26 protein-coding genes and 1 tRNA gene are annotated in these 22,986 nt (G+C 64.9%); 14 read left to right on the forward strand and 13 right to left on the reverse strand.

The window, feature by feature from the left end:
* Positions 1-90: 90 nt before the first annotated feature.
* Both Q0326_RS02055 and Q0326_RS02060 read left to right on the forward strand, forming a co-directional pair.
* The gene (locus Q0326_RS02055; RefSeq protein WP_298686561.1) at positions 91-2,556 is read left to right on the forward strand and encodes an EAL domain-containing protein; all 2,466 of its coding nucleotides are present in this window, start codon (positions 91-93) and stop codon (positions 2,554-2,556) included.
* Positions 2,557-3,226: 670 nt separating this feature from the next.
* The gene (locus Q0326_RS02060; protein ID WP_298686563.1) at positions 3,227-3,442 is read left to right on the forward strand and encodes a hypothetical protein; all 216 of its coding nucleotides are present in this window, start codon (positions 3,227-3,229) and stop codon (positions 3,440-3,442) included.
* A 256-nt stretch (positions 3,443-3,698) separates the two neighbouring features.
* On the opposite strand, the gene Q0326_RS02065 is transcribed toward Q0326_RS02060, so the two are convergent.
* From Q0326_RS02065 to Q0326_RS02085, 5 genes are all read right to left on the reverse strand, one after another.
* Positions 3,699-4,508 (reverse strand): transporter, encoded by an 810-nt coding sequence (locus Q0326_RS02065; RefSeq protein WP_298686565.1) that lies wholly within the window; start codon positions 4,506-4,508, stop codon positions 3,699-3,701.
* Positions 4,509-4,625: 117 nt separating this feature from the next.
* A complete protein-coding gene (locus tag Q0326_RS02070) occupies positions 4,626-5,087 on the reverse strand; it encodes a hypothetical protein (RefSeq protein WP_298686567.1) in 462 nt (153 codons plus the stop codon).
* A gap of 14 nt (positions 5,088-5,101) precedes the next feature.
* Positions 5,102-6,100 (reverse strand): HWE histidine kinase domain-containing protein, encoded by a 999-nt coding sequence (locus Q0326_RS02075; protein WP_298686569.1) that lies wholly within the window; start codon positions 6,098-6,100, stop codon positions 5,102-5,104.
* A gap of 123 nt (positions 6,101-6,223) precedes the next feature.
* On the reverse strand, positions 6,224-6,475 hold the full coding sequence (locus Q0326_RS02080; RefSeq protein ID WP_298686571.1) for a hypothetical protein: 252 nt from the start codon (positions 6,473-6,475) through the stop codon (positions 6,224-6,226).
* Between the two features lie 110 nt (positions 6,476-6,585).
* Positions 6,586-7,041 carry a response regulator gene (locus tag Q0326_RS02085; protein ID WP_298686573.1) on the reverse strand — a complete coding sequence of 152 codons (456 nt, stop codon included), beginning with the start codon at positions 7,039-7,041 and terminating at the stop codon, positions 6,586-6,588.
* 582 nt (positions 7,042-7,623) lie between these two features.
* Between Q0326_RS02085 and Q0326_RS02090 the strand changes: the two genes are divergently transcribed.
* The 4 genes from Q0326_RS02090 to Q0326_RS02105 all read left to right on the forward strand — a co-directional run bounded on the left by Q0326_RS02090 (position 7,624) and on the right by Q0326_RS02105 (position 10,261).
* Complete coding sequence (locus tag Q0326_RS02090; protein ID WP_298686575.1) at positions 7,624-8,124, forward strand: DUF3833 family protein; 501 nt, start codon at positions 7,624-7,626, stop codon at positions 8,122-8,124.
* A 398-nt stretch (positions 8,125-8,522) separates the two neighbouring features.
* On the forward strand, positions 8,523-8,927 hold the full coding sequence (locus Q0326_RS02095; RefSeq protein WP_298686577.1) for a hypothetical protein: 405 nt from the start codon (positions 8,523-8,525) through the stop codon (positions 8,925-8,927).
* Positions 8,924-10,027 (forward strand): tyrosine-type recombinase/integrase, encoded by a 1,104-nt coding sequence (locus Q0326_RS02100; protein WP_298686579.1) that lies wholly within the window; start codon positions 8,924-8,926, stop codon positions 10,025-10,027. Before Q0326_RS02095 ends, Q0326_RS02100 begins: the two co-directional genes overlap by 4 nt.
* Before the next feature lie 160 nt (positions 10,028-10,187).
* Positions 10,188-10,261: transfer RNA gene (locus Q0326_RS02105), tRNA-Gly, on the forward strand.
* 21 nt (positions 10,262-10,282) lie between these two features.
* On the opposite strand, the gene Q0326_RS02110 is transcribed toward Q0326_RS02105, so the two are convergent.
* Positions 10,283-10,801 (reverse strand): GNAT family protein, encoded by a 519-nt coding sequence (locus Q0326_RS02110; protein WP_298686581.1) that lies wholly within the window; start codon positions 10,799-10,801, stop codon positions 10,283-10,285.
* Positions 10,802-10,982: 181 nt separating this feature from the next.
* Between Q0326_RS02110 and Q0326_RS02115 the strand changes: the two genes are divergently transcribed.
* Together Q0326_RS02115 and Q0326_RS02120 are read left to right on the forward strand one after the other, a co-directional pair.
* Positions 10,983-11,597 (forward strand): TetR/AcrR family transcriptional regulator, encoded by a 615-nt coding sequence (locus tag Q0326_RS02115; RefSeq protein ID WP_298686583.1) that lies wholly within the window; start codon positions 10,983-10,985, stop codon positions 11,595-11,597.
* Between the two features lie 115 nt (positions 11,598-11,712).
* A complete protein-coding gene (locus tag Q0326_RS02120; protein ID WP_298686585.1) occupies positions 11,713-12,096 on the forward strand; it encodes a hypothetical protein in 384 nt (127 codons plus the stop codon).
* Here Q0326_RS02120 and Q0326_RS02125 read toward each other — a convergent pair.
* The 5 genes from Q0326_RS02125 to Q0326_RS02145 all read right to left on the reverse strand — a co-directional run bounded on the left by Q0326_RS02125 (position 12,093) and on the right by Q0326_RS02145 (position 15,785).
* Positions 12,093-12,599 (reverse strand): GAF domain-containing protein, encoded by a 507-nt coding sequence (locus Q0326_RS02125; protein ID WP_298686587.1) that lies wholly within the window; start codon positions 12,597-12,599, stop codon positions 12,093-12,095. The two genes, Q0326_RS02120 and Q0326_RS02125, sit on opposite strands and share 4 nt — an antisense overlap.
* Positions 12,596-13,537, reverse strand: coding sequence for a GGDEF domain-containing protein (locus Q0326_RS02130; RefSeq protein WP_298686589.1), 942 nt, complete (start codon positions 13,535-13,537; stop codon positions 12,596-12,598). The genes Q0326_RS02125 and Q0326_RS02130 overlap by 4 nt, the downstream gene beginning before the upstream one ends.
* Before the next feature lie 421 nt (positions 13,538-13,958).
* On the reverse strand, positions 13,959-14,234 hold the full coding sequence (locus Q0326_RS02135; protein ID WP_298686591.1) for an HU family DNA-binding protein: 276 nt from the start codon (positions 14,232-14,234) through the stop codon (positions 13,959-13,961).
* An 85-nt stretch (positions 14,235-14,319) separates the two neighbouring features.
* Entirely contained in the window at positions 14,320-15,297 is a 978-nt protein-coding gene (locus tag Q0326_RS02140; protein WP_298686593.1) for a quinone oxidoreductase, read from the reverse strand.
* Positions 15,298-15,317: 20 nt separating this feature from the next.
* Entirely contained in the window at positions 15,318-15,785 is a 468-nt protein-coding gene (locus Q0326_RS02145; RefSeq protein WP_298686595.1) for a GreA/GreB family elongation factor, read from the reverse strand.
* Between the two features lie 205 nt (positions 15,786-15,990).
* On the opposite strand from Q0326_RS02145, the gene Q0326_RS02150 reads away from it, so the two are divergent.
* Complete coding sequence (locus Q0326_RS02150; RefSeq protein ID WP_298686597.1) at positions 15,991-18,048, forward strand: NAD(+) synthase; 2,058 nt, start codon at positions 15,991-15,993, stop codon at positions 18,046-18,048.
* A 113-nt stretch (positions 18,049-18,161) separates the two neighbouring features.
* Here Q0326_RS02150 and Q0326_RS02155 read toward each other — a convergent pair whose 3' ends face one another.
* Entirely contained in the window at positions 18,162-18,365 is a 204-nt protein-coding gene (locus tag Q0326_RS02155) for a DUF2945 domain-containing protein (protein WP_298686598.1), read from the reverse strand.
* Between the two features lie 68 nt (positions 18,366-18,433).
* Here Q0326_RS02155 and Q0326_RS02160 point away from each other — a divergent pair, with 68 nt between their 5' ends.
* A complete protein-coding gene (locus tag Q0326_RS02160; RefSeq protein ID WP_298686602.1) occupies positions 18,434-19,555 on the forward strand; it encodes a glycosidase in 1,122 nt (373 codons plus the stop codon).
* 74 nt (positions 19,556-19,629) lie between these two features.
* Positions 19,630-19,857, forward strand: a complete 228-nt coding sequence (locus Q0326_RS02165) for a hypothetical protein (RefSeq protein ID WP_298686604.1) — start codon at positions 19,630-19,632, stop codon at positions 19,855-19,857.
* On the opposite strand, the gene Q0326_RS02170 is transcribed toward Q0326_RS02165, so the two are convergent.
* Entirely contained in the window at positions 19,844-21,124 is a 1,281-nt protein-coding gene (locus tag Q0326_RS02170) for an MFS transporter (RefSeq protein ID WP_298686606.1), read from the reverse strand. The genes Q0326_RS02165 and Q0326_RS02170 overlap by 14 nt on opposite strands.
* Positions 21,125-21,648: 524 nt before the next feature.
* Here Q0326_RS02170 and pgsA point away from each other — a divergent pair.
* From pgsA to Q0326_RS02185, 3 genes are read left to right on the forward strand one after another with little or no spacing between them, the layout of a single operon-like run.
* Positions 21,649-22,218 (forward strand): CDP-diacylglycerol--glycerol-3-phosphate 3-phosphatidyltransferase, encoded by a 570-nt coding sequence (gene pgsA / locus Q0326_RS02175; RefSeq protein WP_298686608.1) that lies wholly within the window; start codon positions 21,649-21,651, stop codon positions 22,216-22,218.
* Between the two features lie 2 nt (positions 22,219-22,220).
* The gene (moaD, locus tag Q0326_RS02180; RefSeq protein ID WP_298686610.1) at positions 22,221-22,478 is read left to right on the forward strand and encodes a molybdopterin converting factor subunit 1; all 258 of its coding nucleotides are present in this window, start codon (positions 22,221-22,223) and stop codon (positions 22,476-22,478) included.
* Positions 22,475-22,954, forward strand: coding sequence for a molybdenum cofactor biosynthesis protein MoaE (locus Q0326_RS02185; RefSeq protein ID WP_298686612.1), 480 nt, complete (start codon positions 22,475-22,477; stop codon positions 22,952-22,954). Before moaD ends, Q0326_RS02185 begins: the two co-directional genes overlap by 4 nt.
* Positions 22,955-22,986: the final 32 nt, after the last annotated feature.

Raw genomic sequence — 22,986 nt, forward strand, 5'->3', positions numbered from 1 at the left:
AACACGTGACTGCCGCCGCTCACCACCCAACATCCCACCTACGCAGAGCTTCCTTAGACAAACGAAGCGCCGGGTCGGATCAGACGCTTCATGGAAAAGGCCGCTAACGCGGGGTCTCTGAAAGGAGACCGACAGAATTTCTTAATTCACGAAGCGCATTATGCCTGCATGATCGGCGCGTTCTCATCCGTCTTCGATTGCATACGGCACGCCCACGATGCGCGGCTAATGATCGTTGCTGGCGTCGTCTGTGCGGTGGGTATCTACGCCTCGTTCGCAATCGCCTATCACGCAGCGCGGCAGGAGGGACGCCCACGGACCTACTGGGGGCTAGCAAGTGTGGTCGCCAGCGGCTGCACGGCCTGGGCCACGCACTTCATCGTCTTGCTGGCGTTCAAGCCTGGGATGCCCGCCGCTTTCGACCCCGTGCTGACCGCCATATCGTTATCCTGTGCCATTGTCGGTATCGGTACCGGAGTTTCTATCGCGATACGCGTCCGCGGTCGCCACAAGCAATTTGGCGCGGGCATGATCGTCGGCGTCGGCGTGGCGACGCTCCATTATGTCGGTCAGGCCGCCTATCTCGTGCAGGGCACGGTATCGTGGAATCTCCGGCTCGTCGTCCCATCCATTGTGGTCAGCTTGCCGATCGCCGGCCTGGCAATGGTTGTTGCGGCTAGTAGAAGCCGCCGGATCAGAATGGCGGCCGCCCCCTTGCTGCTGTTCTCGATCGCTCTGCTTCACTTCTGCGGCATGGCCGCGATGACGCTTCATTTTGATCCGTCCGCACGCTTTCGGCCTGATGCCGTCTCGCCTCAGGCGATTACACCGGTGGTCGCAGGTGTTTCGCTCGCCCTGATCGTTCTGGCAGTGCTTGGTTGGCGGTTCGACATAGCCGCAAAGGTTCGTCTTCGTCGCGACCGTCGCCGACTGCGCGAGCTGGCCGACGTGGCGCTCGAAGGGTTGCTGATTTGCAGCGACGATATCATCATTACCGCCAACAATAGCGTCGAGCGTCTTTCCGGGCATGCGCCAGGGACCCTCACGGGGAGCTTCGTCAGCTCGCTATTGCCCGGTCTTGATTTGGTGAGCTTACCAGAGCGAGAGGAGCGCGAAGCCCAACTCATTGCTGCCGACGGGCAAAACGTACCGGTACGGGTCCTCCGCCAGGAGGTAGCGCTCGGGCACAAGGTCCAGACCGTGATAGCCGTACGCGACCAACGCGAACGTCTGCGCACCGAAGCAAAGATGAGGTCGCTCGCATTCAACGACGCCCTGACCGGCTTGCCCAATCGGACTCGCTTCTTCGATCTGCTCGCTGTCCATACAGCATCGCGGCGGGAGCGCGATCAGCCGTTCGCCGTACTTATGCTCGACCTGGATCGCTTCAAACTCGTCAACGATACGCTCGGTCACGCCGCCGGTGACATGGTGCTTGGAATGGTTGCCGACCGGGTGACCGCAACGCTGCGTGAGGACGATATGGTCGCGCGCCTCGGCGGCGACGAATTTGCCATCCTGCAGCTGGCGACGGGCGGAAAAAAAGCGGCCTACGCTCTTGCTACGCGGATCATCGAGACGATCGAGGCGCGGCCGTTCCTTCTCGATGGGCAATCGATCCATATCGGGACCAGCATCGGCATCGCGCTGGCTCCCAATGACGGCGAAGACCCAGCCGTGCTGATGCGCAATGCGGATCTCGCGCTCTACGCTGCCAAATCCGAGGGCAAGGGCGTATTTCGCCGCTATGATGTTTCGCTCAACGATCAGGCCAAAGACCGTCGGGCGCTTGAGGAGGACCTGCGGCGAGCGTTATCGGAAGAGCAATTCGAGGTCTATTATCAGCCGCTAGTAGACGCGCGTACCGGACGTATCACATCGGCCGAAGCTCTCGTCCGCTGGAACCATCCGGCCCGCGGCATGGTCTCGCCGGGAGACTTTATCGGCGTCGCCGAAGAGACCGGACTGATCCTGCCTCTTGGAGACTGGGTCCTTCGGACGGCTTGCATGGAAGCCGTCACTTGGCCCCATGACATGTGCGTCGCCGTCAATCTTTCACCGGCACAGTTTCGCGAGCGGTCGCTTGTCGACAACGTTGCCGCGGCGCTTGCCTCTGCCGGTTTGGCACCGGAACGGCTCGAACTCGAAATCACCGAAGGCATGCTTCTGACGGATGAAAAGGGCACGATCGATACGTTGACGAAGCTTAGGGCGTCGGGCGTTCGCATATCCATGGATGATTTCGGAACCGGCTATTCCTCGCTAAGCTATCTGCGCAAATTTCCGTTCGACAAGATCAAAATTGACCAATCATTCGTCAGGCAGATACCTGACGATGCCGAAAGTGCTGCGATCGTACGCGCCATCATCACCATGGGATCATGCCTGGGCATGTCGACGACGGTAGAGGGGGTTGAGACATTGGAGCAGTTCGATTTCTCGGTCGCCGAGGGGTGCGATACCATTCAAGGCTACCATATCAGCTACCCACTCCGAAGCAATGATCTCGCCGCGCTTCTGCTCACCACCGCTGACCGGCAGGGTGCCGTCGGTTAAACGGAAGGCTTGTTGCGCGCCCTCAGACGATTAAGGCGTTTCTAACGCTCCAGCATCCATGGATGCGCGATGACCTTTGTAAGCTCCTTAAGCCACGCGGCCGAAATGGGCCGGCTTACTGGTTTCCAAAACATGGGGATCCTCAACAAGGCGGACGTGCGCGATGCCTGGGAGGCTATCAGGCTGTGCGCTACGGCTCCGAGCGTCGCTGTTCACTCCGGCCAGTTCGAACGACGCGTGCCCATGACCACATAACCGGCAGTGCATCACCCGCCACCATACCAGCCCGCGAGGCGGTGCTGCGTTCCGATATTGGCGTGGTGCCGCCGGCTAAGTAGGCGTTCCGCTTATTGATGCGCAAGGAGCCAGTCGGGCGTCCATATAGTCGCTAACGAGACCGCTAAAAGGCAGAGACCGAAAAGGGGCTGACCAAAAAGCCACGCGATCAGCCCCGAGGTTACAGCATTCGGGGGAGGGTGCGCCCGATGCTGTTTCGAGATAGACTGCGCCCTTTAACAACAGCCTGCTGCCGAGACCGGCTGCGGGGAATCAGACCAATGTCTATGACCGGTTGTGGTGGAACACCGACAGGCGGCTTTTGAGTAGGCGGACTACCAAAGCTGACGTAGCGCGGCTTATGACGCAGCGATCCTAACTGGAGGTCTGGAGCATGGACGCCGACGAACACATCGCTACGATCGCCGAAAAGCTTCGGGAGCACCTTCACGAAAAGTGCCACGAAGCGCACGCCAATGGTGATGGTTGGCGGGTCAGCGTGACGGACATCCATTGGGACGGATGCAACGCGACGTGGCAGGTTGTGCTTTTGGCGCCAGGCGAGGAGCCGATCGAACCCGGTACCGTCGTGACGCATCGAGGTCCGTGAAACCCGCATACTCTCCGAGATAAGGTCTCGGTCATTACTGCCGGGTCCGCAGTCGCACCTCCCAAGGCAACATCCATAAAGACATTCGTGTCATACCACAGCGGGGCGCGACCGTCGGCTCCATCCAGACGAATTCGGCTTCTATCGCCTCGCGGTTCGATCCGGATCGCTTGAAACGGGATGGGGCTCGCGACCCCTTTCCGCGCAGCGCAGTGAGCGACGGGCGAAGACATCTGCGCCACTCGAGGAGAGGGCACTAGAACAGCACCGCACCGCCGGTCACCAGGCGGATGTCCGGAGACGAACGGTTCAGGCCGGCGACCGCCAGTATGTCGAACTGGAGCGTCTTCGTCGGCCGCCATGCGGTCGAAAACGCCGCCAAGGCGATTGTCTCGTGGCCAGCCGGATCATGGTCGCGTTCGACCGATAGCTCCGCGTAGGTCGAAATGTCGTCGGTCAGCTTGTATCGAACGCCAGCGATCCCGCTATAAGCCAGATGCCTGCCATCGCCGGACTGGTTCGGGGCGGCATCCGCCTCCCCGGTGAAAGACACGGCGATCTTCTTGGTCAGGTCGTATTGGACCGGGACGATCAGACCAGTCGACCATGTTCCTGCGCCGATCGGATAGCGGCCCGTCGGTGCCGTGACGAAGGCCTGGACGCCGGCGGAGAACGGCTTTCTCTCTTCGCCCGTCAGGTGTTCGCGTAACGCCAACGTGACGTCGCCCGTGCCGTTGACGGCGTCGACGGCACCAGTCGTCTTGTCGCGGGTTCGGTCATGCCCGAACGAGGTCCACCCAAGCTGGAGCTCGGTATCCTTGCCGAGCCCCACGCGGGTGAGGATGTCGGCCGCGACGATACGGTCTTCACGCTGATCGGGCTGATCGTCGCGCTGCCAGTCGGCGAAGGAATATTCGACGTGGACCTGGCCTGGTTCCGTCGTGCAGCTCGAGCCGCCGATGCTGGGACGCGTCGGACAGAAGCGGGGATCATCGTCGGCTCGGGCCTGCGCCGCCGCCAGCAGCATGAAGGCAAGCACCGCAGCTGCACGAAGATGCCATGTCATTGCCGTCCCCCCAGCCAGATCATTGCCGCCTGTTGACCATGCCTATCATACCGGGCGGCAGACGCGCATGGAACATCAGATCTGCTAACGGTCGATGGCTCTACGTCGAAGATCCACTCAAGCCCCGATGAGCGACTTCGCCGTTTCATAGCAGTCGTCAATGTGCGAGTTGCCCACCATCTTCATGGCACCGAAGCTGATTCCGGCAGCGAGCAGCGATCCCAGCACCGGCACGTACTTAGCGACCGATGCGGTCGCTACGCGAACTCCTACACGTTGGAGTAGCCGCACGACGAGCTTCTTCGTCACCATTCGGCCTATGACGTTGTTGCCCATGCCAGATGCGACGACGAGCACCTTCTGCGCAAGGTGAGGCTCGAGCTTCGCCACTTGATTGTGATCAAGACCGAACCGCTCGCTGATCTTCGGGAGCAGCGTGGTCAGCAGCCCGACGTCGGCGACGACGTCCGCGCCCGGCACCGGGACCACGGCGATCCCAGCCGACATCAGGGAGCGGCGCGTGACGAGGCTGCGACATTCGGCTCGAATACGGTCGAGCTCGGTGATGGTCGAAATCATGCGTCGGTCTCCTGTCAGGCGGAAAGACGATCCATCTTCATGGTAAGGTTGACGATCACGCCGCTGGCGGACCAGTCGCACCGGTATGCACCGCCCAGTCTGGAAGCGATCCTGGTAACCAGCTTGTTTCCGTATCCGGCCTGCGCCGGTGTCTCGACGGACGGTCCGCCTCGCTCGATCCAGACGAGAGCAACGTCGTCGTCGTGGACCGAGCAGGTGACGTCGAGCGTGCCGGTCGCGACCGACAGCGCACCGTACTTCACCGAGTTGGTCGCGAGCTCGTGCAGAATGAGCGCGAGGTTTGTCGCCGCATCCTCCCCAACGGCGATCCTGGGCACTGAGACCCGTACGCGACCCGTGAAGGCGCCCATGTCGTCATAGGGAGCGAGCAGGATGGTGATCAGATCGCCGATGAGGGCCGCGTCTCGGGGATCAGCCGTTGATGGCCGCACGAGGTCGTGCGCCCGGCCGAGAGCGGCCAGCCGACCCGTCAGTTCGTGCGCCATCTCGGCCGCGCTGGTCGCTGATCTCGAGGTGATCGTCGTCAGGCTCGACGCGATCGCCAGCAGGTTCTTTACCCGGTGGCTCATCTCACCCGCCAGCAACTCGTGCGCCTCCTCGGCATGCTTTCGACCCGTCACGTCGAGGAAGATGCCGAACATGACGTCGCCGACGATGCCCTCGTCGCTGCCGCGACCCCGGGCGGAAATCCACTTCACGTCGTCGCCGCTCAGTATCCGGAAGTCGATCTCGTAGGCGCCGGTCACCGCTCGCGTCGCCGCAAAGGCTGCGCGCACCCGATCCCGGTCGGATGGATGGATCTTCATCGACAAATCTTCGAACGTGATCTCGCCTTGGGCGCCGACGCTCCAAAGGTCGAAACCTCGCGCATCCATGGTAATGCGGTCGGTCTCGACATCCCACGACCACAGTGCAACGCCCGCAGCCTCGATGGCATGACGCAGGTCTGTGAGACCCCAGCTTGGGGTCAAAGCGGATTGTTCATTGGTCATGCGTCGCCCCTCGCGTCCCGACGGCCCCAAATGCCGCCTGCTATCAGCAGCCTATCCGTCCATTGCACGGATTGGCTCGCGGACGCGGATGTTTCTACAGATGGTCGATGCCCTATCGGACGTCTAAAGACCCGCTTCGCCTTCGGGCTCGCACCACGCGGTCGGCGTTGCGCCGAGCACGGTCATCGAACTCTGCACGAGCGCACCGCCGGTGTACCAGATGCCGTCGGGACCAAGGAAGCCGACGATAGCCTCTTCCCCTTCGACGGTACGAACGAGAACCGGCCGTCCGACTGGCGGCCCTACCTGATCGATCCTGTTCCAAGCCATGCGACCTCCTGCAGTTTCTACCGCGAGGATCACGACGACCTTCACACGTGCTGACATAGCAGGAATGAGGCGGCCGGACTAAAGGTTCCATATCGGTTGCGACGACACCGTCGAAGAAGATGCTGCGCCGGATTTCGCTGTCAGGTCCCGGCAGTCTAAAGCGCTTCGGAGTCCATCGGCTTGGGCGCATCGATGACTGCGCGAATATCTGCCACAAGGCGCTTTAGATCGTAAGGCTTGCTAACGAAACGTCCGCCATCCGGTATTTCGCTGTCTGGGATGACGGTGTGGCCAGAAGTGACGACGAGCCTGATGTCCGGCCATTGCGAGTGCACGAAGGTCGCGAGTTCGAGGCCGTCCATGCGTCCCGGCATTCTGATGTCGGTGAACACGAGTTGCACATGTTCCGCCCGCTTAAGGATTTCGATCGCCTCGTCGGCGTTCGCCGCTTCGAGAACCCGGAATCCGGCATCTCCGAGGATGTCGGCGCTGACCATGCGGATGAGTGCCTCGTCCTCGACAACCAGGATGGTGGTCCGCTCTGATGTCTCCAAGGCTCGTTCCTCGACGGGGTTGAGGTCTGAACCTGTCGGACGATTGGCTTGTTCCAAGTGTGACGGGATCGAAATGCGGAGGGCATAGCGATCCCGTCCAGCGCGATCTACCGTGATGTCGTCTTCTGATCTGGCTTCAAGTGATCTTCGTTGCCCTCGTTAGCGCTGCTACCCTCGTCCTCTCCAGTGTCTCCCGCACCCTTCGGCTCGGCATGACGGTGAGCCTCGTCGAGTTCGTGGCCGGACTGATCGTCTTTCTGCTTCTGCTCACTTGTCATGTCGTTATCTCCGCTCTCAGTTATTTTGCCGATCTAGAATGGAAACGTCCGCCGACCACGATCGAGCCACGCATCGCTTTTGGGCGATCAGGCATTTCGCACGTTTGGTCTGGTGGGAGCCGCGTATCGCACCGATCGCACCCGCTTCTTCAAGGAGCACGCCATGCCTGACGACGTCAAGACGCCCGCCACGCCCGCAGACGAGCCCGTCGCCAACAAGCGGCCATCGCCACCAGCGAACGAGACGGGGTTCGAGAGGGTTGAGCGACGGAAGCCCATGGAGCAGGATGAGGAGGGCAACGACACCGGGGCCGGGTCCGAAACCCACACCGGCATAACGGGTCACAAGGGTCGATAATCGTTGCAGCGCCTCGGCACCCTTCTGGAACTGCTGCTATCCGGGTGCGTCAGCGTCCAACGGCCTGTTGCCTCCGCTGCGCCGGCGTTCGTGCCCGAGCAGTTCTTCCTCGGCAGAACCGAGGGCTTAGGCACTATAACGGTCGTGCTATCCGCCAAGCGCTCGATCGCCGTTCACGGCGTCGGCCGGATGGATAGAGACGACACGATCGTCCTTGACCAGATGGTGGATCGGACCGGCAAGCCGCCGAAGAAGCGGGAATGGCGGCTTCGAAACGAGCGGTCGGGTCACTATGAGGGCACACTGTCCGACGCCGTCACCCCGGTATCCGGCGACGTCGCAGGAAACTGTTTCCATGTCAGGTACGGCATGAAGTCCGGCATCGCGGTGGAGCAGTTCCTCTACCTTGAGCCGGACGGACGCACTGTCCTCAACCGTATGACCTTCCGAAAGTTGGGTTTTGTCGTCGGTAGGCTCGAGGAGACGATACGGCGGATCGACTGACATGCGCGGCCGTAGGTCGATCTGGCGAAGCGCAACAAGCTGAACCCCGACCTGTTCTGGCTGAAGGAAGCCAGCGCCACCGACTTGGACACCCTGCCACCGCCCGCTGAGATTATTGCTCAGATCGTCGGCAGCCCTGGAAACCGCGCTCGAGAAGTTCCGGCTGGTTGCGGCGAAGCTGGCATAAGCGTCAGCGAAACGCCGCTGCTAGAAAATATTTGCACGGTGCCGCTGGACGGTCCTTGCCCTTAGCCAATATCCAGACCAGGCTCCTTCTCATGGCTGCTATATCAGTAGCGGCCATGGAGCGACGACCGACAGCGAAATCCCGCTAGCAGGCCCTCGGCCGCGTCGTTCCTGGCCGAGGGTCGGCTAGCGGCTACGTGCGGATACGCTCAGTGGCTCAAATAAAGGATCCTGCGGCACGTGCGTCAGCGCGCCCTGCCGTAGCGCCGGTCGAATCGGGTGATACCCAGATCGACCTTCCGCTGTTCCCTGAAAACGAGGGAATATTCGTTCCGGGTCCCGGATCGGAGAAGAAGCGCTGCGCGCCTGTCAAAGGAGGCGTGGGGAAGGGCCCTGAGAACATCAGTTCTCGGGAGGAAAAATCCATGCGCCATGCGCGCATCAACAGTCCTATCAGCGTCGTTACGATCAAGCGCGTCGTTGCAGCAGCCAAGAAGGCCGGCATGGTCATCGGCGAGCTCGAGGTTCGCGCCGACGGAACGATTCGGATTGTGGCACCCGCTTCGGCCGAGCGCCAGTCGGCCGACGTCTTCGCCGAATGGGCTAGCCGCCTGTGATCGAGGGCGTTCATTTCGTGCGCAAGAGGCTCTCGGGTGGCAGCATCCGATGGTATGTTTATGCTTGGCGTGGTGGCCCGCGGATCATGTCGGCCGACGGTCGGAAGAAACCCAAACTCTCAGAAGCGGCCCTCACCTTGCTTTCGGAGGCCAAGGCGAAGCGGGCCAGCGCGCCTCCCCGCCATGCGGGCACACTCGGCGCCTTGGTCAACCAATGGCGCATCAGCCCAGAATGGGCACTCCTAAAACCCAATACGCGCGACACTTGGGGCTACATGCTCAACGCGATCGATAGGAAGTGGAGCAAGGTTCCCTTGGCGGTCTTCGACGATACCCGGATGATCCAGAAGGTTGTCGGGTGGCGAGACAGCCGCAAGAATACCCCCCGGGCCGCGGACAACCGGATCACCGTTCTTCGCGCGCTTCTCAAATATGGTATCCAACTGGGACTGCTGCGCATCAACGTCGCGGCCGGTGTCGGAAAGCTCTACAAAAGCGGGCAGCGAGCGGAGATCATCTGGACCGAAGAGGATCTTGAGGCGGTTCGCAACGCCGCGGAGCCCGAGGACTGGCCGGTCTTGGATGCCATCGACTTTGCAGGCGTTACAGGGCTGAGACGCGAGGACCTTGCCAGGGTAACTTGGAAGAAGGTCCAAACTTTTGCGATCGTCACCAAGGCTAGAAAGGAGAGCGGTGGCGAGCGGCAGATCGCGACGATACCTCGGATCCCCCAGCTTGATGCCATATTAGAAAAGCTGGCGGATCGCGCGCGCGCACCTGGCGTCCAAACGCTGTTAGTAACTGCTAAAGGCGTTCCCTGGCATCTCGCCACCCTCACGCGAGAGGTGAGCAAAATCGCGGCGAAAGCAGGGCTCATCCATATCCTCGACGAAGACACGGGCGAGGCGAAAAATAAGCACCTTCATGACATTCGCGGAACCTTCGTGACCCGTCTGATGACGACTACCGATCTGACCGACGAGGATATCGCCGACATCATGGGTTGGTCGTCCAGGCGCGTTGCACGGATTCGCAAAATCTACGTTAGCGATCATGTCCGGACTGTCGCGCTAGGGCAGCGCATCGCACGCGGCTTCTGATTGGTCATAATGCATCTTTGGCCTTCGAAACCGCCGAAGATCAGCGTTGACGGCGATGCTCCCGCCGTGGCATTTCGCGATCGGCTCAGACGCGGTCTGTAAACCGGATTTGTAAACCGGTGGTTCGCTGAGGGCTAAAGCGGCGCTAAGTAGTTGATTCGCGGGTATAGCTCAATGGTAGAGCACTAGCCTTCCAAGCTTGTGACGAGGGTTCGATTCCCTCTATCCGCTCCAGCACATGGGCGCAGCGTCGCCTCAGCGATCGGCCCGCAGCAGCCCCATCACCACCAGATCGATCCACGCGCCATCGATATAGACCGCTTGGCGAAGCCGTCCTTCCGGCTCGAACCCGAGCGCGCGATAAAGCGCGATCGCGCCGTCGTTGTCCGCGAACACGGTGAGCCAGAGGCGCGAAAGGTTGAGCTGGCGCCAGCAATAGTCGATCGTCAGCGCCAGCGCTTCGCGGCCATAGCCGAGGCGGCGGTTGGCTGGTTGGCCGATGCGGATCGCAAGCTCGGCGGAGCGATGGGCGGGCTCGATCCGGGATATCTGGATGTAGCCGACGATTTCGGGGCCAGTCTTTGCCCGGATCGCGAAAAAGACCCGCGACGGGTCGTTCGCCGCGTTCAGCCAGAAGGCTTCTTCCCGGTGCCAATTCGCCGGCCGATAGGTGCCGTTGCAGCGCGCTGCCTCGGCATCGTCCGACCAGGCGAACAGGGCAGGGACGTCGACCGGCAGGATCGGACCGATTGCGACCGATGGTCCTAGGATCATTTGCTTGGTTTCCGCACACAGGTGGTGCCGGCTTCTGCCCGTCATGCCGCTGTATCGGCGATGAACAATGTGCGCGACATCGCCCTATGCGCGCCGCGGTCGGTCGGCCGACGCAGGGGCCGAGCACAACCGCCGCCGTGCGGCATGGACGAATGGCGCGTGCATCACTATATCGATCGGTATGGAAAGTGCCCTAGCCTGTCCTGCCCCGCGTGGCAGACCGCGTGAGTTCGACGTCGATGCAGCGCTGGCGTCGGCATTGCGCGTATTTTGGCTGCGCGGCTATGAGGGCGCGTCGCTCACCGAACTGACCGAGGCGATGGGGGTAACCCGGCCCAGCCTCTATGCCTGTTTCGGCAATAAGGAAGCGTTGTTCCGCAAAGCGCTTGACCTGTATGAGCGCGAAAAGCTCGCCTATATCGAGACCGCGCTGGAGGCGGACACGGTGCGCGGCGTCGCCGAGCGGCTGCTCCGCGGCGCGCTCAAGCAGCAGAGCAGCAGCTGCGACCCGAAGGGGTGTCTGGGCGTCACGTCCAGCCTTGCCTGCGGTCCGGAAGCCGAGTCGATCAAGGCCGAAGTGATCGCGCGTCGTGCGCCCGCACATGCGGCGCTGATCGCCCGATTCGAGCGGGGCAAGGCCGAGGGTGACCTTCCCGCGACGATCGAGCCCCACGCGCTTGCCAGCTATCTCTACGCGATCATGCAGGGGCTCTCGGTGCAGGCCAGCACGGGCGCCAGCTGCGCCGAATTGGGCAGCCTCGTCGAGACGACGCTGGCGATCTGGCCCGGCCGCTGAATTAATCTACCGACCGGTATGAATATCGGTTGACCAATCCCGGATCGCTCCTTTATATACTGCCCGGTAGGGAATAGGGCGGCGTCGTGATGGCGCCCAGGATTGGGAGCCGGACATGGCTTATCTCGATGTACGCGAAGTGGCCGAAGCGGCGTCCTATGCGACGGTGGCGGTCGAACCGGTCGGCTTCACCCGCCGCGAGTGGCAGGTGATCGTACTGGCCCAGCGCGATGGCCTGTCGAGTCTGCGCGAGCCCGATCGGATGGCGCGGCTGATGGCGCGGCTGTTCGGGGCCGGTGCCAACCCGCGGCTTGCCGATCCCCGTCTCGAGGCGTTGCGCCGTCTCGCGGTCCATGCCTGGCAGGACAGTTTCGCGGTGCCGGTGTCGGCGATCAAGGCGGTGAAGGCGCAGGGCTTCACCGGCGATCAGGTCGAATTGCTTCTCGCCAGCGTTGCCAATGGCCGCCCGGCTTCGACGCGCCGGCTGGCGCTCGCTTAACGAAGTGCGGCAGCGCGGGCGAGGGCGCGGCGCGCGAGCTCGGCCATCGCGTTGAGCTGCGCGGGGCTCGGCGGCTCGCCGCGGGCCCTGTCGAGCACGCAGAGCGCGCCCAGCGGCTGGCCATCGTCCGCGATGAGCGGCATGCCCATATAGAAGCGGATGTGCGGACCGGCGAGCACCAGCGGATTGCCGGCGAAACGACCGTCGTTGGTGGCGTCGGCGATACACATCGCGCCGCTGGCGTCGACCATCGCGTGCGCGCAGAAGGATGCGGCGCGCGCGGTCTCGCTGGCGCCAATCCCCTGCTCGACGGGAAACCATTGGCGGTCGTGGTCGACGATCGAGATCGCCGCCATCGGCATGCCGAATAGCTCGGCGGCTTCGCGCACGATCGCCGCAAGCGCGGGGTCGCCGGCCGCGCCCATAAATCCCGATGTATCGACCGCGCGTTGGCGCGCCAGCTCGTCGGCGGGACGCCGGGCCGGAGAATAATAGTCGGTCATGCTGCCTGTTCCGCCAGAAAGCTTGAGACCGCCCGGCGGGGCCGCATGCGCGAGACCTGCTGCAGATCGTCGCGCGCGATCCGGATCGAATCCTTCCCCGCGCGTTTGACTTCGTACATCAGGCCATCCGCGGCATCGATCAGCATATCGACATGCGCGACGCGCGTACCCTCGACGATCAGTGCCCCGACGCTGCAGGTGACCCCCTGGCCGTCGGCGCGGAGAATGTCGGACAGCCGCGCATGCAGCCGCTCGGCTGCGACGTCGCCTTGCGCGCAATCGGCAACGGTAAGCAACGCCATGAACTCGTCACCCCCCACGCGCGCGAACAGATCGCTGCCGCGGATCGCCTCACCCGCCGCATCGGCGAAGCGGCACAGCAGTGCATCGCCCGCGGCATGGCCCATATTGTCGTTGATCGCCTTGAAACCGTCGAGATCGACATAGGCGACGACCAGCGCTTCGTCGCGCTGCCGTGCGAGCGTGACCAGCGTCTGCATACGGTTGGCAAAGGTCGCCTTGTTGAGCGCGCCGGTCAGCCCGTCGGTCGAAGCCCGCCAGCGTGCCTGGTCGAGCGCGCAGCGCAGCCCGCCCGCCAGCGCGACCAGCATCCCGGTCGACAGCAGCCGGCCGCAGGTGTTCCAGATCATCGCGACGTCGGAGATGCCAAGTCCGCGCATCGGGAACGCCGAGTGGAAGCCGTTGATCCATCCGGCGAGAAGCACCGAGCCGAAGCCGAAGATCATGCCGATGCGCTCGCCAAGACACCAAGCGGCGAAACAGGCGATCATCAGATAGGCGGTCCCCAAGCTGATCTCGAGCCCGGTCAGATAGTCCGCGGCGGCGACCGCGGTCAGCGACCCGACCGTCAGTAGCCAGGCGAGGCCGCGTGGAAGCCGCGTTGCGGCGTCGGCAAGCGTCGCCAGCAGGGTCGACAATCGTGATGCTGCAGGGGGCCTCGACGGCAAGCGCGTTCTCCAATGACAGAAGTGCGCTATCGATTAGGCGTTAACGCCGCGTTTAGATTGCACGCATGTTCCACGCGATGCGCCCGATGTCGAACAAGGTCGCAGAATTGGCCGCTTTGCCGGTGTGCGATCTACGCCGTGCCGGCGATTTTTGAGAGGGCACGCCGCTCAGCGTCGTGCAGAGGACATATAAGCGCCGAATGCCGATGTTCACGAGAGGCCGGCTGGCGATGTCTTAAATCCGTGTGTACCGGTCAATGCCGATACCGCCCGACCAGACACCAGGTGCCAGCGCCGCCTCGCAAACCGCGGCGAAGCTGGTACCCGGGTCGCGGTCGCCTTGCCCGTCGCTGCCTTCGTGAAGAAGGAGCGAACGAACCCGGCGAAACGATCAGCCGTTGAGCTTGTCCTTCACCGCCTTGGCGGGCGCAAAGCCGAGCTTCTTCGATGCTGCGATGGTCATCGCGGCGCCGGTCGCAGGGTTGCGGCCTTCACGGGCGGGGCTGTCCTTGACCTTGAACTTGCCGAAGCCGCTGATCGACACTTCGGTGCCGCTGGCAGCGGCATCGGTGATCGCGGCGAACACGGCGTCGACGACCTTGCGGGCATCGGCTTTGGACAGGTCGTGGCCGGCAGCGATCTGCTCGGCGAGCTCGGAATTGTTCATGGAAATCTTCTCCTCCTTGACGGAAGCAGTGCCATAGCCCCTCAAATTGGCGAACGTCCAGCGTTTGCGCGCCTTTTTGCGGGGTTCAGGGCAGCAGGATGGTCGAACCGGTGGTTTCGCGGGCCTCCATCGCGCGTTGCGCCTCTGCCGCTTGGCGAAGCGGAAAACGCCGTCCGATCCGTATGTTGACGGCGCCTGCTGCAATCCGATCGAAAAGACTGGCGGCAAGTTGACGACGTTCGGCGGGTGTCCGGGTGTAATCTGCCATCGTCGGCCGCGTAACGAAGATCGATCCGGCGCGCATCAAGGCCAGCATCTCGACCGGCGGTACGGCGCCGCTCGCATTGCCGTAGCTCGCGATCAGGCCGCGCCGCGCCACCGATCCGAGCGATGCCGCCCAGCTCGCCTTGCCGACGCCGTCGAACACGGTGGCGACACCGGCGCCGTCGGTCAGCCGCCGGACCTCGTCGGCGAGCTGGTCCATCGGGCAGGACAGCGCATGCGCCGCACCCAGCGTCCCGGCATGCGCGGCCTTGTCCGCGGATCCGGCGTGCGCGATCACGGTCGCCCCCATCGCCGACAGCCATTGCACGAGGATCGAGCCGACGCCGCCCGCCGCGGCATGGACGAGCACGGCCTGACCCGCCTCGACCTTCGCGCATGGCCCGATCAGATAGGCGGCGGTGCCACCTTTCAGCATCGCGCCTGCGGCGGCCTCGTCCGAAATGGCATCGGGCAATGGCACCAGCAGGGCGGCGTCGAGCGTGCGCACCGTGGCATAGGCGCCGGGCGGGCCGCCCGCATAGGCGACGCGATCACCGACCGCGATGCCCTCCACGCCGTCGCCGATCGCCTCGACGATACCCGCCGCCTCGCTGCCCATCCCGGAGGGAAGCTCGATCGGATACAGGCCGGAACGCTGATAGGTGTCGATGAAGTTGAGCCCGACGGCGGTCTGGCGCACGCGCGCCTCGCCGATGCCTGGCTCGGTCGGCGTGATGGTCTCGTGCTCGATGGTCTCCGGGCCACCGGTGCGGCGGATGAGCATGCGGTAATCGGCCATGACAGGTCTCCGGAGAAGAATCAGGCGGGGATGGGAGCGCTCGAGACGATCGTGATCGCGTCGGGCTTGCCACCGAAGTCGAGCCGCTCGCCGGCGTAGCCGCCGATCAGCAGGCGCGCGAGCGGCGCCGAGAAGGCGATGCGACCGGCGGCGGGCTCGGCCTCGTCGTCGCCGACGATGTCGATCGTCCGCGTCTCGCCGTGAAGCGTGAACACCACGCGCGACCCGAAGGCGACTTCGCCGGCAGCCGGCGGCGGCGTCGGCTGCGCGGTCGCGAGGCGGGTGCGCCAATAGCGCAGCGTGCGCAGATGCTCGGCCCGCGGCGCCTCGGCCATCGTGTCGGTCGCGGCGGCCTCCAGTTCGGCGACCTTCGCCGCGATCGCGGCGAGCCCGCGCGTGGTCACCAGATTGGGGCCGGCGGGAATCGGCAGCTCGAATTTGGGCTCTTTATGCTCTTCGTCGCTGTCGCGACGGAACGCTACGCTCACGTCATTCTCCTATCGGTGCGGACGCAACCGGGCAGCGTCGCGATCGTTCCGCCCGCCTTCCAGCATCGATCCGAACCGCTGCGAAGCGAGCAACGAGAGGGTCGCGCGATCCTTGCTCCTGCGGCTATCATGGCATCCTTCTCCGCCTGTCGCGTCGTGGAGCATAACCCGCTAGAGGCGTTGGCGGAACAGCCGGGAGTGGCGGGTGAGCAAGGCCGACAAGCATTTTCGTGCGATCCATGCGCATGGATTGGTCCGCGTCGCCGCCGCGACCCCGATCGCCACTGTCGGCGACCCCGCGGCCAATGCGCAGGCGACGCTGGCGCTCGCGCAGGCGGCACATGACGCGCATGTCGATCTCGTCGTCTATCCCGAGCTCAACCTGTCCTCCTATGCGGTCGACGACCTGCATCTGCAGGACGGGTTTCGCGACGCGGTCGACGCCGCGCTGGCGACCGTCATCGCGGGCAGCGCGAAGCTGAGCCCGGTGCTGGTGATCGGCGTGCCGCTGCCGCGCAACGGACGGCTCTATAATACGGCGGTGGTCATCTCGCGCGGCAAGGTCTTGGGGGTGGTGCCGAAGAGTTTCCTGCCCAATTACCGCGAATATTATGAGAAGCGCTGGTTCGCGCCAGGGGTCGGGCTGACCGGGCTGACGATCGACGTCGCGGGCGAAACCGTCCCGTTCGGCACCGACCTGCTGTTCGCGGCCGACGACCTGCCCGACCTCCTCTTCGCCGCCGAGATCTGCGAGGATTATTGGGCGCCGACCCCGCCCTCGACAACCGCCGCGCTCGCCGGCGCGCTGATCCTGTGCAACCTGTCGGCGTCGAACATCGTCGTCGGCAAGGCGCGCGAGCGGGCGGCGCTCGCCGCGGCGCAGTCGGCGCGAACCTGTTCGGCCTATGTCTTCGCCGCCGCTGGCCCGGGCGAGAGCACCACCGATCTCGCCTGGGATGGGCAGGCGTTCGTCCACGAGCTTGGCCAGGAGATCGCGACCTCGCAGCGTTTCTCGGACAGCGCCGAACTCACCATCGCCGACATCGACGTCGGCCGGCTTCGTGCGGAGCGGATGCGCTTCGGCACGTTCAACGACGCGGCGGCCGCCGCCGGCCATCCCGAGACCCGCTACCGCCGCATCGGTTTTTCGCACGCACCGTCGTTCGCGGACATCGGCCTGCGTCGTTCGGTCGCGCGCTTCCCCTTCGTGCCCGACGATCGGCTGCGGCTCGACGAGGATTGCTACGAGGCGTTCAACATCCAGGTCGAGGGGCTCCAGCGCCGCGTCGCCAATGCCGGCGCCAAGCGGCTGGTCGTCGGCGTCTCGGGCGGGCTCGATTCGACGCATGCACTGATCGTCGCCGCCAAGGCGTTCGACCGGCTCGGCCGGCCGCGCTCCGAGATCCTCGGCTTCACCATGCCGGGCTTCGCGACCGGGGCGGACACCAAGGCCAATGCCTGGGCGCTGATGACGGCGCTCGGCGTCAGCGCCGCCGAGATCGACATCCGCCCGGCGGCAACGCGGATACTCGAGGATATCGGCCACCCGTTCGCGGACGGTAAACCCGCCTATGACGTCACCTTCGAGAATGTGCAGGCCGGACTGCGCACCGATTATCTGTTCCGGCTCGCCAACCAGCGCGAGGGGCTGGTGCTCGGCACCGGCGACCTGTCCGAACTGGCGCTGGGCTGGTGCACCTACGGCGTCGGCGACCAGATGAGCCATTATGCGGTCAATGCCGGCGTCCCCAAGACGCTGATTCAGTTCCTGATCCGCTGGTGCATCCGCGATGGCCAATATGATGCCGAGACGGACGCGGTGCTGACCCGCATCCTCGCCACCGAAATCTCGCCCGAGCTGGTGCCGGCGGGTGCGGACGGCGCGATCCAGTCGACCGAGGCGAAGATCGGGCCCTATGCGCTCAACGACTTCTTCCTCCACCATATCGTGCGCTGGGGTATGGACCCCGCCAAGATCGCCTTTCTGGCAACCCACGCCTGGGGCGATGCCGGGGCAGGGGCGTGGCCGCTCGGCGTGCCGGAGGCGCAGCGCGTCGCCTACGATCTGCCGATGATCCGCCACTGGCTCGCGCTGTTCCTGAAGCGCTTCTTCCAGACTAGCCAGTTCAAGCGCTCGGCGATCCCCAATGGTCCGAAGGTCTCGACCGCGGGTGCCTTGTCGCCGCGTGGCGACTGGCGCGCCCCTTCCGACGGCACCGCGGCGCCGTGGCTGGCGGGATTGGACGCAATCCCCGGCTCCTAGGTACCAAGCCCGTCATTCCCGCAAAGGCGCGAATCCATCAACGCGGCGCTCGATGGTCAGGCGCCGCGTCAATGGATCCCGGACCAGGTCCGGGATGACGAAGAAGACGCGCCCTACTTCTTCTTGAGCGCGGTCGGCTTGTGCGCGGCCTTCTTGCCCTCGTCCGTCTCGACGATGAACTGCGGATCGTCCTTGGTCGCGGCCACGGTGTGGCCCTTGATGTGCGTCTTGGCGGTCACCTTCTTGACGACCTTGCCCTCGGCGGTGCCGCCATGCGATTGCCACGTCACCTTGTCGCCGGTCTTCACGTCCGCCATCGCGTGTCTCCTTCGGGGACAGGAACGGGCGGCGCGGCGACGGCGTTCCCAAGCCAAGGAGCGCTGCCATGCACCAGACCGACGACTATCTGATCTTCGGCCCTGACGACGTCGACCTGTCGCGCTCGCCGCTGCGCGGCTCCATCGCCGAGCCGACCTTCGTGCTCGGCGCGTTCAACCCCGCGCTGACCCGGCTGCCGAGCGGCAATCTGTTGCTGCTCGTCCGCGTCGCCGAGGGCTTGGCAACGCCCGTGCGCGACGGCCTCGTCCGCGCGGTGCGCTGGACGCCTACCGGCTACGTCCTCGATCCGCACCGCGTCGAGGCGAGCGACCGGACCGACCCGCGCTTCTTCGTCGTGCGCGGCGGCGGCTATCCGCAAATGGGGCTAACCTCGCTGTCCTGGCTGCTCCCGGTCGAGCTCACTCCCGACGGCCGCGCGGTCGTCGCGGTCCATTACGATCGCGCGATCGCGCCCAGCGCCTCCTATCAGGCATACGGCCTCGAGGACCCGCGGATCAGCCTGATCGACGGCCGCTATCACATGACCGTCTGCTGCTGCTCGGCCGAGCGTCACGGCACCGCGCTCTACACCTCGGACGACGGCTTCGATTGGACGCTGCACGGCCTCGTGCTCGATCACCAGAACAAGGACATGCTGCTGTTCGAGGGTCTGGTCGGCGGCAAATATTGGGCGCTGACCCGGCCGCTCGGAGAACTCTATTTCGCCTATCCCGAGATGGATGATTATGCCGGCGGCCCGGTGATCCAGCTCGCCTCCTCGCCCGACGCTCTGCACTGGAAGCCATGCGATACACCGGGTCTGCGCGCGCGACGCGGCTCGAGCTCGGCGTTGAAGGTCGGCGGCGGTACCCCGCCGATCCTCACCGAGGCGGGCTGGCTGATGCTCTATCACGGCGTCGAGCCGCGCGAGAAGGTTGGCTGCTATCGTACCTTCTGGGCGCTGCTCGATCGCGACGATCCGTCCAACCTGCTGCGCATCGAGGATGCGACGCCGCTGATCGAGGCCGATCCCGCGCTCACCGACCCGATCGGGCATCGCCTGTATCTGCCGACTCCGGTCGTGTTCACCACCGGCATCGTCGACGCCGGCGACACCTATGTCGTCGCCAGCGGCGAGGCGGATCTCGCCTGCCGTATCACGCATATCGCCAAGACGCGCTTCGCCTGATCACTGTCCCGAGGAGGGACGCGGGCGTGCGATTACCCGCGACGGAAAAGTAAACGCGCGGTTAAGATGCGCGTATGAATAGCGCATCGCACGCCCTGTCGCCGGCCCCGTCGACGGCACCGCTCCACCCGGCGATCATCCGCCGTCGTCGTCCGCGTCCGCTGCTGCTGGCGCCGCCGTCGGCGCATGGTGCGGCGTCCCTCGCATCGGTGACCGAGCCCGCCAGCTGGCCGAGCGACCTGCGCTTCTTCGTCGGCTGCTACGTCGCCGGGCTCGTCTTCTTCCTGATCATGCTGAGCTGAGCGCCGGGCGGCAGGCCCGGTGCAGCCGCCACGCGATCCCGGCGGCGGCGGCACTGCCCAGCGCGGTCGCGATCAGCGTGTCGGCGACCGGTACGCCGGCATGAACAAGCCCCACGAAGAGCATCGCGCCCAACACCATCGCGCCCGAATTGACGATGTTGTTCGCCGCCATCGTCCGCGCCGTGTGGAGCTTGTCGACCGCGGTGGTGAGGAACGCGTAGAGCGGCACCACGAACATTCCGCCAAACACCGCGACGCCGAACAGGTCGGCCAGAATGTGGCGGGCGTTGTGAAGCTCGAGGAAATCGCGCCAACCGACGACCGCGTCGGGCGCGTCCCAATGTTCGACGACATGGTGCAGATCGAGCAGGAACAATCCCATGATGAGCGCCGCGGCGGGCGCGTAGCGCGCCGAGACGGTGCCGCCGAGCAGGCGGTTGATCGCGATCGAGCCGATGCCTACGCCGACCGAGAACACCGCCAGGAACAGCGTCGCGACATGCTGGTCGGCCTGCAGCACGTTCTTGACGAGCGGAACGAACAGCGTGCCGAGGATCGCCGCCTGCATCCAGAAGCAGCTGATCGCGAGGATCGCGAGGAACAGCCGCGGCACATGCATGGTCTCGGATACCAGCCGGATCGACGAGCGTATGACGTGGAAGTCGATGCTGTGATCCTCGATCACCGGCGGGGCGGGGGGCACCTGCTGGCCGGCGATCCGACCGACGAGCGCGACCGCGAGCACGGTCGCCGCCGCCGCGTTCGCGGGGATGATCCCGCCGACGATGATGCCGAGCAGCACGCCGCCATAGGTGCCCGCCTCGACCAGACCGGTGCCGCCAAGCACTTCGTCGCGGTGGAGATGCTGGGGAAGGAGCGCATATTTGATCGGGCCGAAGAAGGTCGAATGCACCCCCATCGCGAACAAAGCGGTGAGCAGGAGCGGAACCGACTGGATGAGCAGTCCGGCTGCGCCGACCGCCATGATGCCGATCTCGCAGGTCTTGACGATACGGATGATCCAGGCCTTGTCGCGGCAATCAGCAAGTTGGCCGGCGAGGGCGGAGAACAGGAAAAAAGGCAGGATAAATAGCGCGTTGACCGCGGCGTTGAACGACGCCTCGAGCTTGTCGTCCGAGAAAATCCGGTAGGTGACAAGCATCACCATCGCGGTCTTGAAGAGATTGTCGTTGAACGCGCCCAGCGTCTGGGTGGTGAACAGCGGCAGGAATCGCCGCCGCGTGAGGAGCTTCAGTGATGCCTGCATAGACGAACGTGACGACCCGATCTGCCCACTCTGGCCGCTTCCATAGCGCAGCCGCGCGGATGCGCCAAATCGCGATCGGTCGTAGCGTGGCCAAAGGACGGGACGGCCTTCGTCGTTCCCCGGCGAAGGCCGGGGCCCCGCCCGTACCATGGGGCGGGCGCTGCACTCGACCAGGCGATGTCGGCCTGGACCCCGGCGTGCGCCGGGGAACGGAGAAGCAATTGGTGCGCCTGCTTCCGTTCCCCAGGTGAGCCGGGGCCCAGGCCCGCACTGCGGGGGGGCGCGGGGCTCGACCGGGCGATGTCGGGCCTGGACCCCGGCGTGCGCCGGGGAACGGAGAAGCAATTGATGCGCCTGCTTGCGTTCCCGGCGAAAGCCGGGCCAGGCCCGTACCGTGGGGTGGGCGCGGCGCTCGACTAGGCGATGTGGGTCTAGGCCCCGGCGTGCGCCGGGGAACGACAAGGCTAAACGTCTCCGATCCGATCGGCTTTGCCCACCGCCGCGATCGGATGTATCGCCGGTATATGCTGTCGCTCCCCAACCTGCTCACGCTGTCGCGGATCTTCGCGGTGCCGATCCTCGTCGCCTTGCTGTGGCATCCCGGCTGGCTGGGCTATGCGCTGGCGTTCCTGATCTACTGCATCGCGGGGATCACCGATTATTTCGACGGTTATCTCGCCCGTGCGCAGGGCACGGTGTCGAAGCTCGGCATCTTCCTCGATCCGATCGCCGACAAGATCATGGTCGCCGCGACCGTCGTCATGCTGGTCTCGACCGAGCAGGTGATCGGCGGGCATCCGGTGATCGCGGGCTGGCATGTCATCGCCGCATTGATCATCCTGCTTCGCGAGATCGCGGTCTCGGGGTTGCGCGAATTCCTAGCACAGCTGTCGGTGTCGATCCCGGTCAGCCGGCTCGCGAAGTGGAAGACGACCTTCCAGATGGTCTCGCTCGGTGCGCTGATCCTCGCCGGCGCGTTGCCCGGCCAGCCATGGGTGCATCTGCTCGGGCTGGGCTGCCTGTGGCTCGCCGCGGTGCTGACGCTGCTGACGGGGTGGGACTATCTGCGCGTCGGCCTGCGGCATATGGATTGAGCATGGCGATCGAGTTGCTGTATTTCGCCTGGGTGCGCGAAGCGATCGGCCGCGATGGCGAGACGGTCTCGCCCCCCGCCGAGGTGCGGACGGTCGCGGCGTTGGTCGATTGGCTCGCCGGGCGGGGCGGGGGCTATGCGCAAGCCTTTGCCGAACCGGCACGGCTGCGCTGCGCGGTCGACCAGGCCTTTGCGCCGCTCGACGCGCCGATCGCCGGCGCCCGCGAGATTGCGCTGTTCCCACCGGTGACGGGCGGATGAGCGCCCGCGTCCTGGTCGAGACCGCCGATTTCGACGTCGGCGCCGAGCTGGCGCGGCTCGAGGCCTTGGGCGGCGGCGGGATTGCCAGCTTCACAGGCGTGGTGCGCGGTGGCGCCGACGAGCATGGCGGGCTCGAATCGCTGCATCTCGAAGCCTATCCCGGCATGACCCGGCGCGCACTCGAGGATATTGCGGCCGATGCCCAGGCGCGCTGGCCGCTGCTCGGGCTGACCCTGATCCACCGCCATGGCACGCTGGGCGTGGGCGACCGCATCGTGCTGGTGGCGACCGCGGCGCGGCATCGCGGTGCGGCGCTTTCGGCCTGCGCCTTCCTGATCGACTGGGCGAAGACGCGGGCCCCGTTCTGGAAGCAGGAACGCTTCGCCGACGGGACGGCCCGCTGGGTCGAGGCGACCGCGGCGGATGCCGACACCGCGGCGGCGTGGGAAGCCAGCGCCGAGCACGGGCGGCCCTGACGCGACGCGCCTGACCTGTTCTCCGGCGCACG

This window comes from uncultured Sphingomonas sp. (assembly GCF_937859915.1).
GTDB lineage: Bacteria > Pseudomonadota > Alphaproteobacteria > Sphingomonadales > Sphingomonadaceae > Solisphingomonas.

Excerpts from the sequence above, each read along its gene's own strand:
- Q0326_RS02115 (WP_298686583.1), top strand. The coding sequence starts at position 10,983 with ATGGAAAGTGCCCTAGCCTGTCCTGCCCCGCGTGGCAGACCGCGTGAG.
- Q0326_RS02065 (WP_298686565.1), bottom strand. The coding sequence starts at position 4,508 with ATGACATGGCATCTTCGTGCAGCTGCGGTGCTTGCCTTCATGCTGCTG.
- Q0326_RS02070 (WP_298686567.1), bottom strand. The coding sequence starts at position 5,087 with ATGATTTCGACCATCACCGAGCTCGACCGTATTCGAGCCGAATGTCGC.
- Q0326_RS02170 (WP_298686606.1), bottom strand. The coding sequence starts at position 21,124 with ATGCAGGCATCACTGAAGCTCCTCACGCGGCGGCGATTCCTGCCGCTG.
- Q0326_RS02140 (WP_298686593.1), bottom strand. The coding sequence starts at position 15,297 with ATGGCCGATTACCGCATGCTCATCCGCCGCACCGGTGGCCCGGAGACC.
- Q0326_RS02125 (WP_298686587.1), bottom strand. The coding sequence starts at position 12,599 with ATGACCGACTATTATTCTCCGGCCCGGCGTCCCGCCGACGAGCTGGCG.
- moaD (WP_298686610.1), top strand. The coding sequence starts at position 22,221 with ATGGCGATCGAGTTGCTGTATTTCGCCTGGGTGCGCGAAGCGATCGGC.
- Q0326_RS02185 (WP_298686612.1), top strand. The coding sequence starts at position 22,475 with ATGAGCGCCCGCGTCCTGGTCGAGACCGCCGATTTCGACGTCGGCGCC.
- Q0326_RS02120 (WP_298686585.1), top strand. The coding sequence starts at position 11,713 with ATGGCTTATCTCGATGTACGCGAAGTGGCCGAAGCGGCGTCCTATGCG.
- Q0326_RS02155 (WP_298686598.1), bottom strand. The coding sequence starts at position 18,365 with ATGGCGGACGTGAAGACCGGCGACAAGGTGACGTGGCAATCGCATGGC.
- Q0326_RS02165 (WP_298686604.1), top strand. The coding sequence starts at position 19,630 with ATGAATAGCGCATCGCACGCCCTGTCGCCGGCCCCGTCGACGGCACCG.
- pgsA (WP_298686608.1), top strand. The coding sequence starts at position 21,649 with ATGCTGTCGCTCCCCAACCTGCTCACGCTGTCGCGGATCTTCGCGGTG.
- Q0326_RS02135 (WP_298686591.1), bottom strand. The coding sequence starts at position 14,234 with ATGAACAATTCCGAGCTCGCCGAGCAGATCGCTGCCGGCCACGACCTG.
- Q0326_RS02110 (WP_298686581.1), bottom strand. The coding sequence starts at position 10,801 with ATGATCCTAGGACCATCGGTCGCAATCGGTCCGATCCTGCCGGTCGAC.
- Q0326_RS02160 (WP_298686602.1), top strand. The coding sequence starts at position 18,434 with ATGCACCAGACCGACGACTATCTGATCTTCGGCCCTGACGACGTCGAC.
- Q0326_RS02060 (WP_298686563.1), top strand. The coding sequence starts at position 3,227 with ATGGACGCCGACGAACACATCGCTACGATCGCCGAAAAGCTTCGGGAG.
- Q0326_RS02075 (WP_298686569.1), bottom strand. The coding sequence starts at position 6,100 with ATGACCAATGAACAATCCGCTTTGACCCCAAGCTGGGGTCTCACAGAC.
- Q0326_RS02055 (WP_298686561.1), top strand. The coding sequence starts at position 91 with ATGGAAAAGGCCGCTAACGCGGGGTCTCTGAAAGGAGACCGACAGAAT.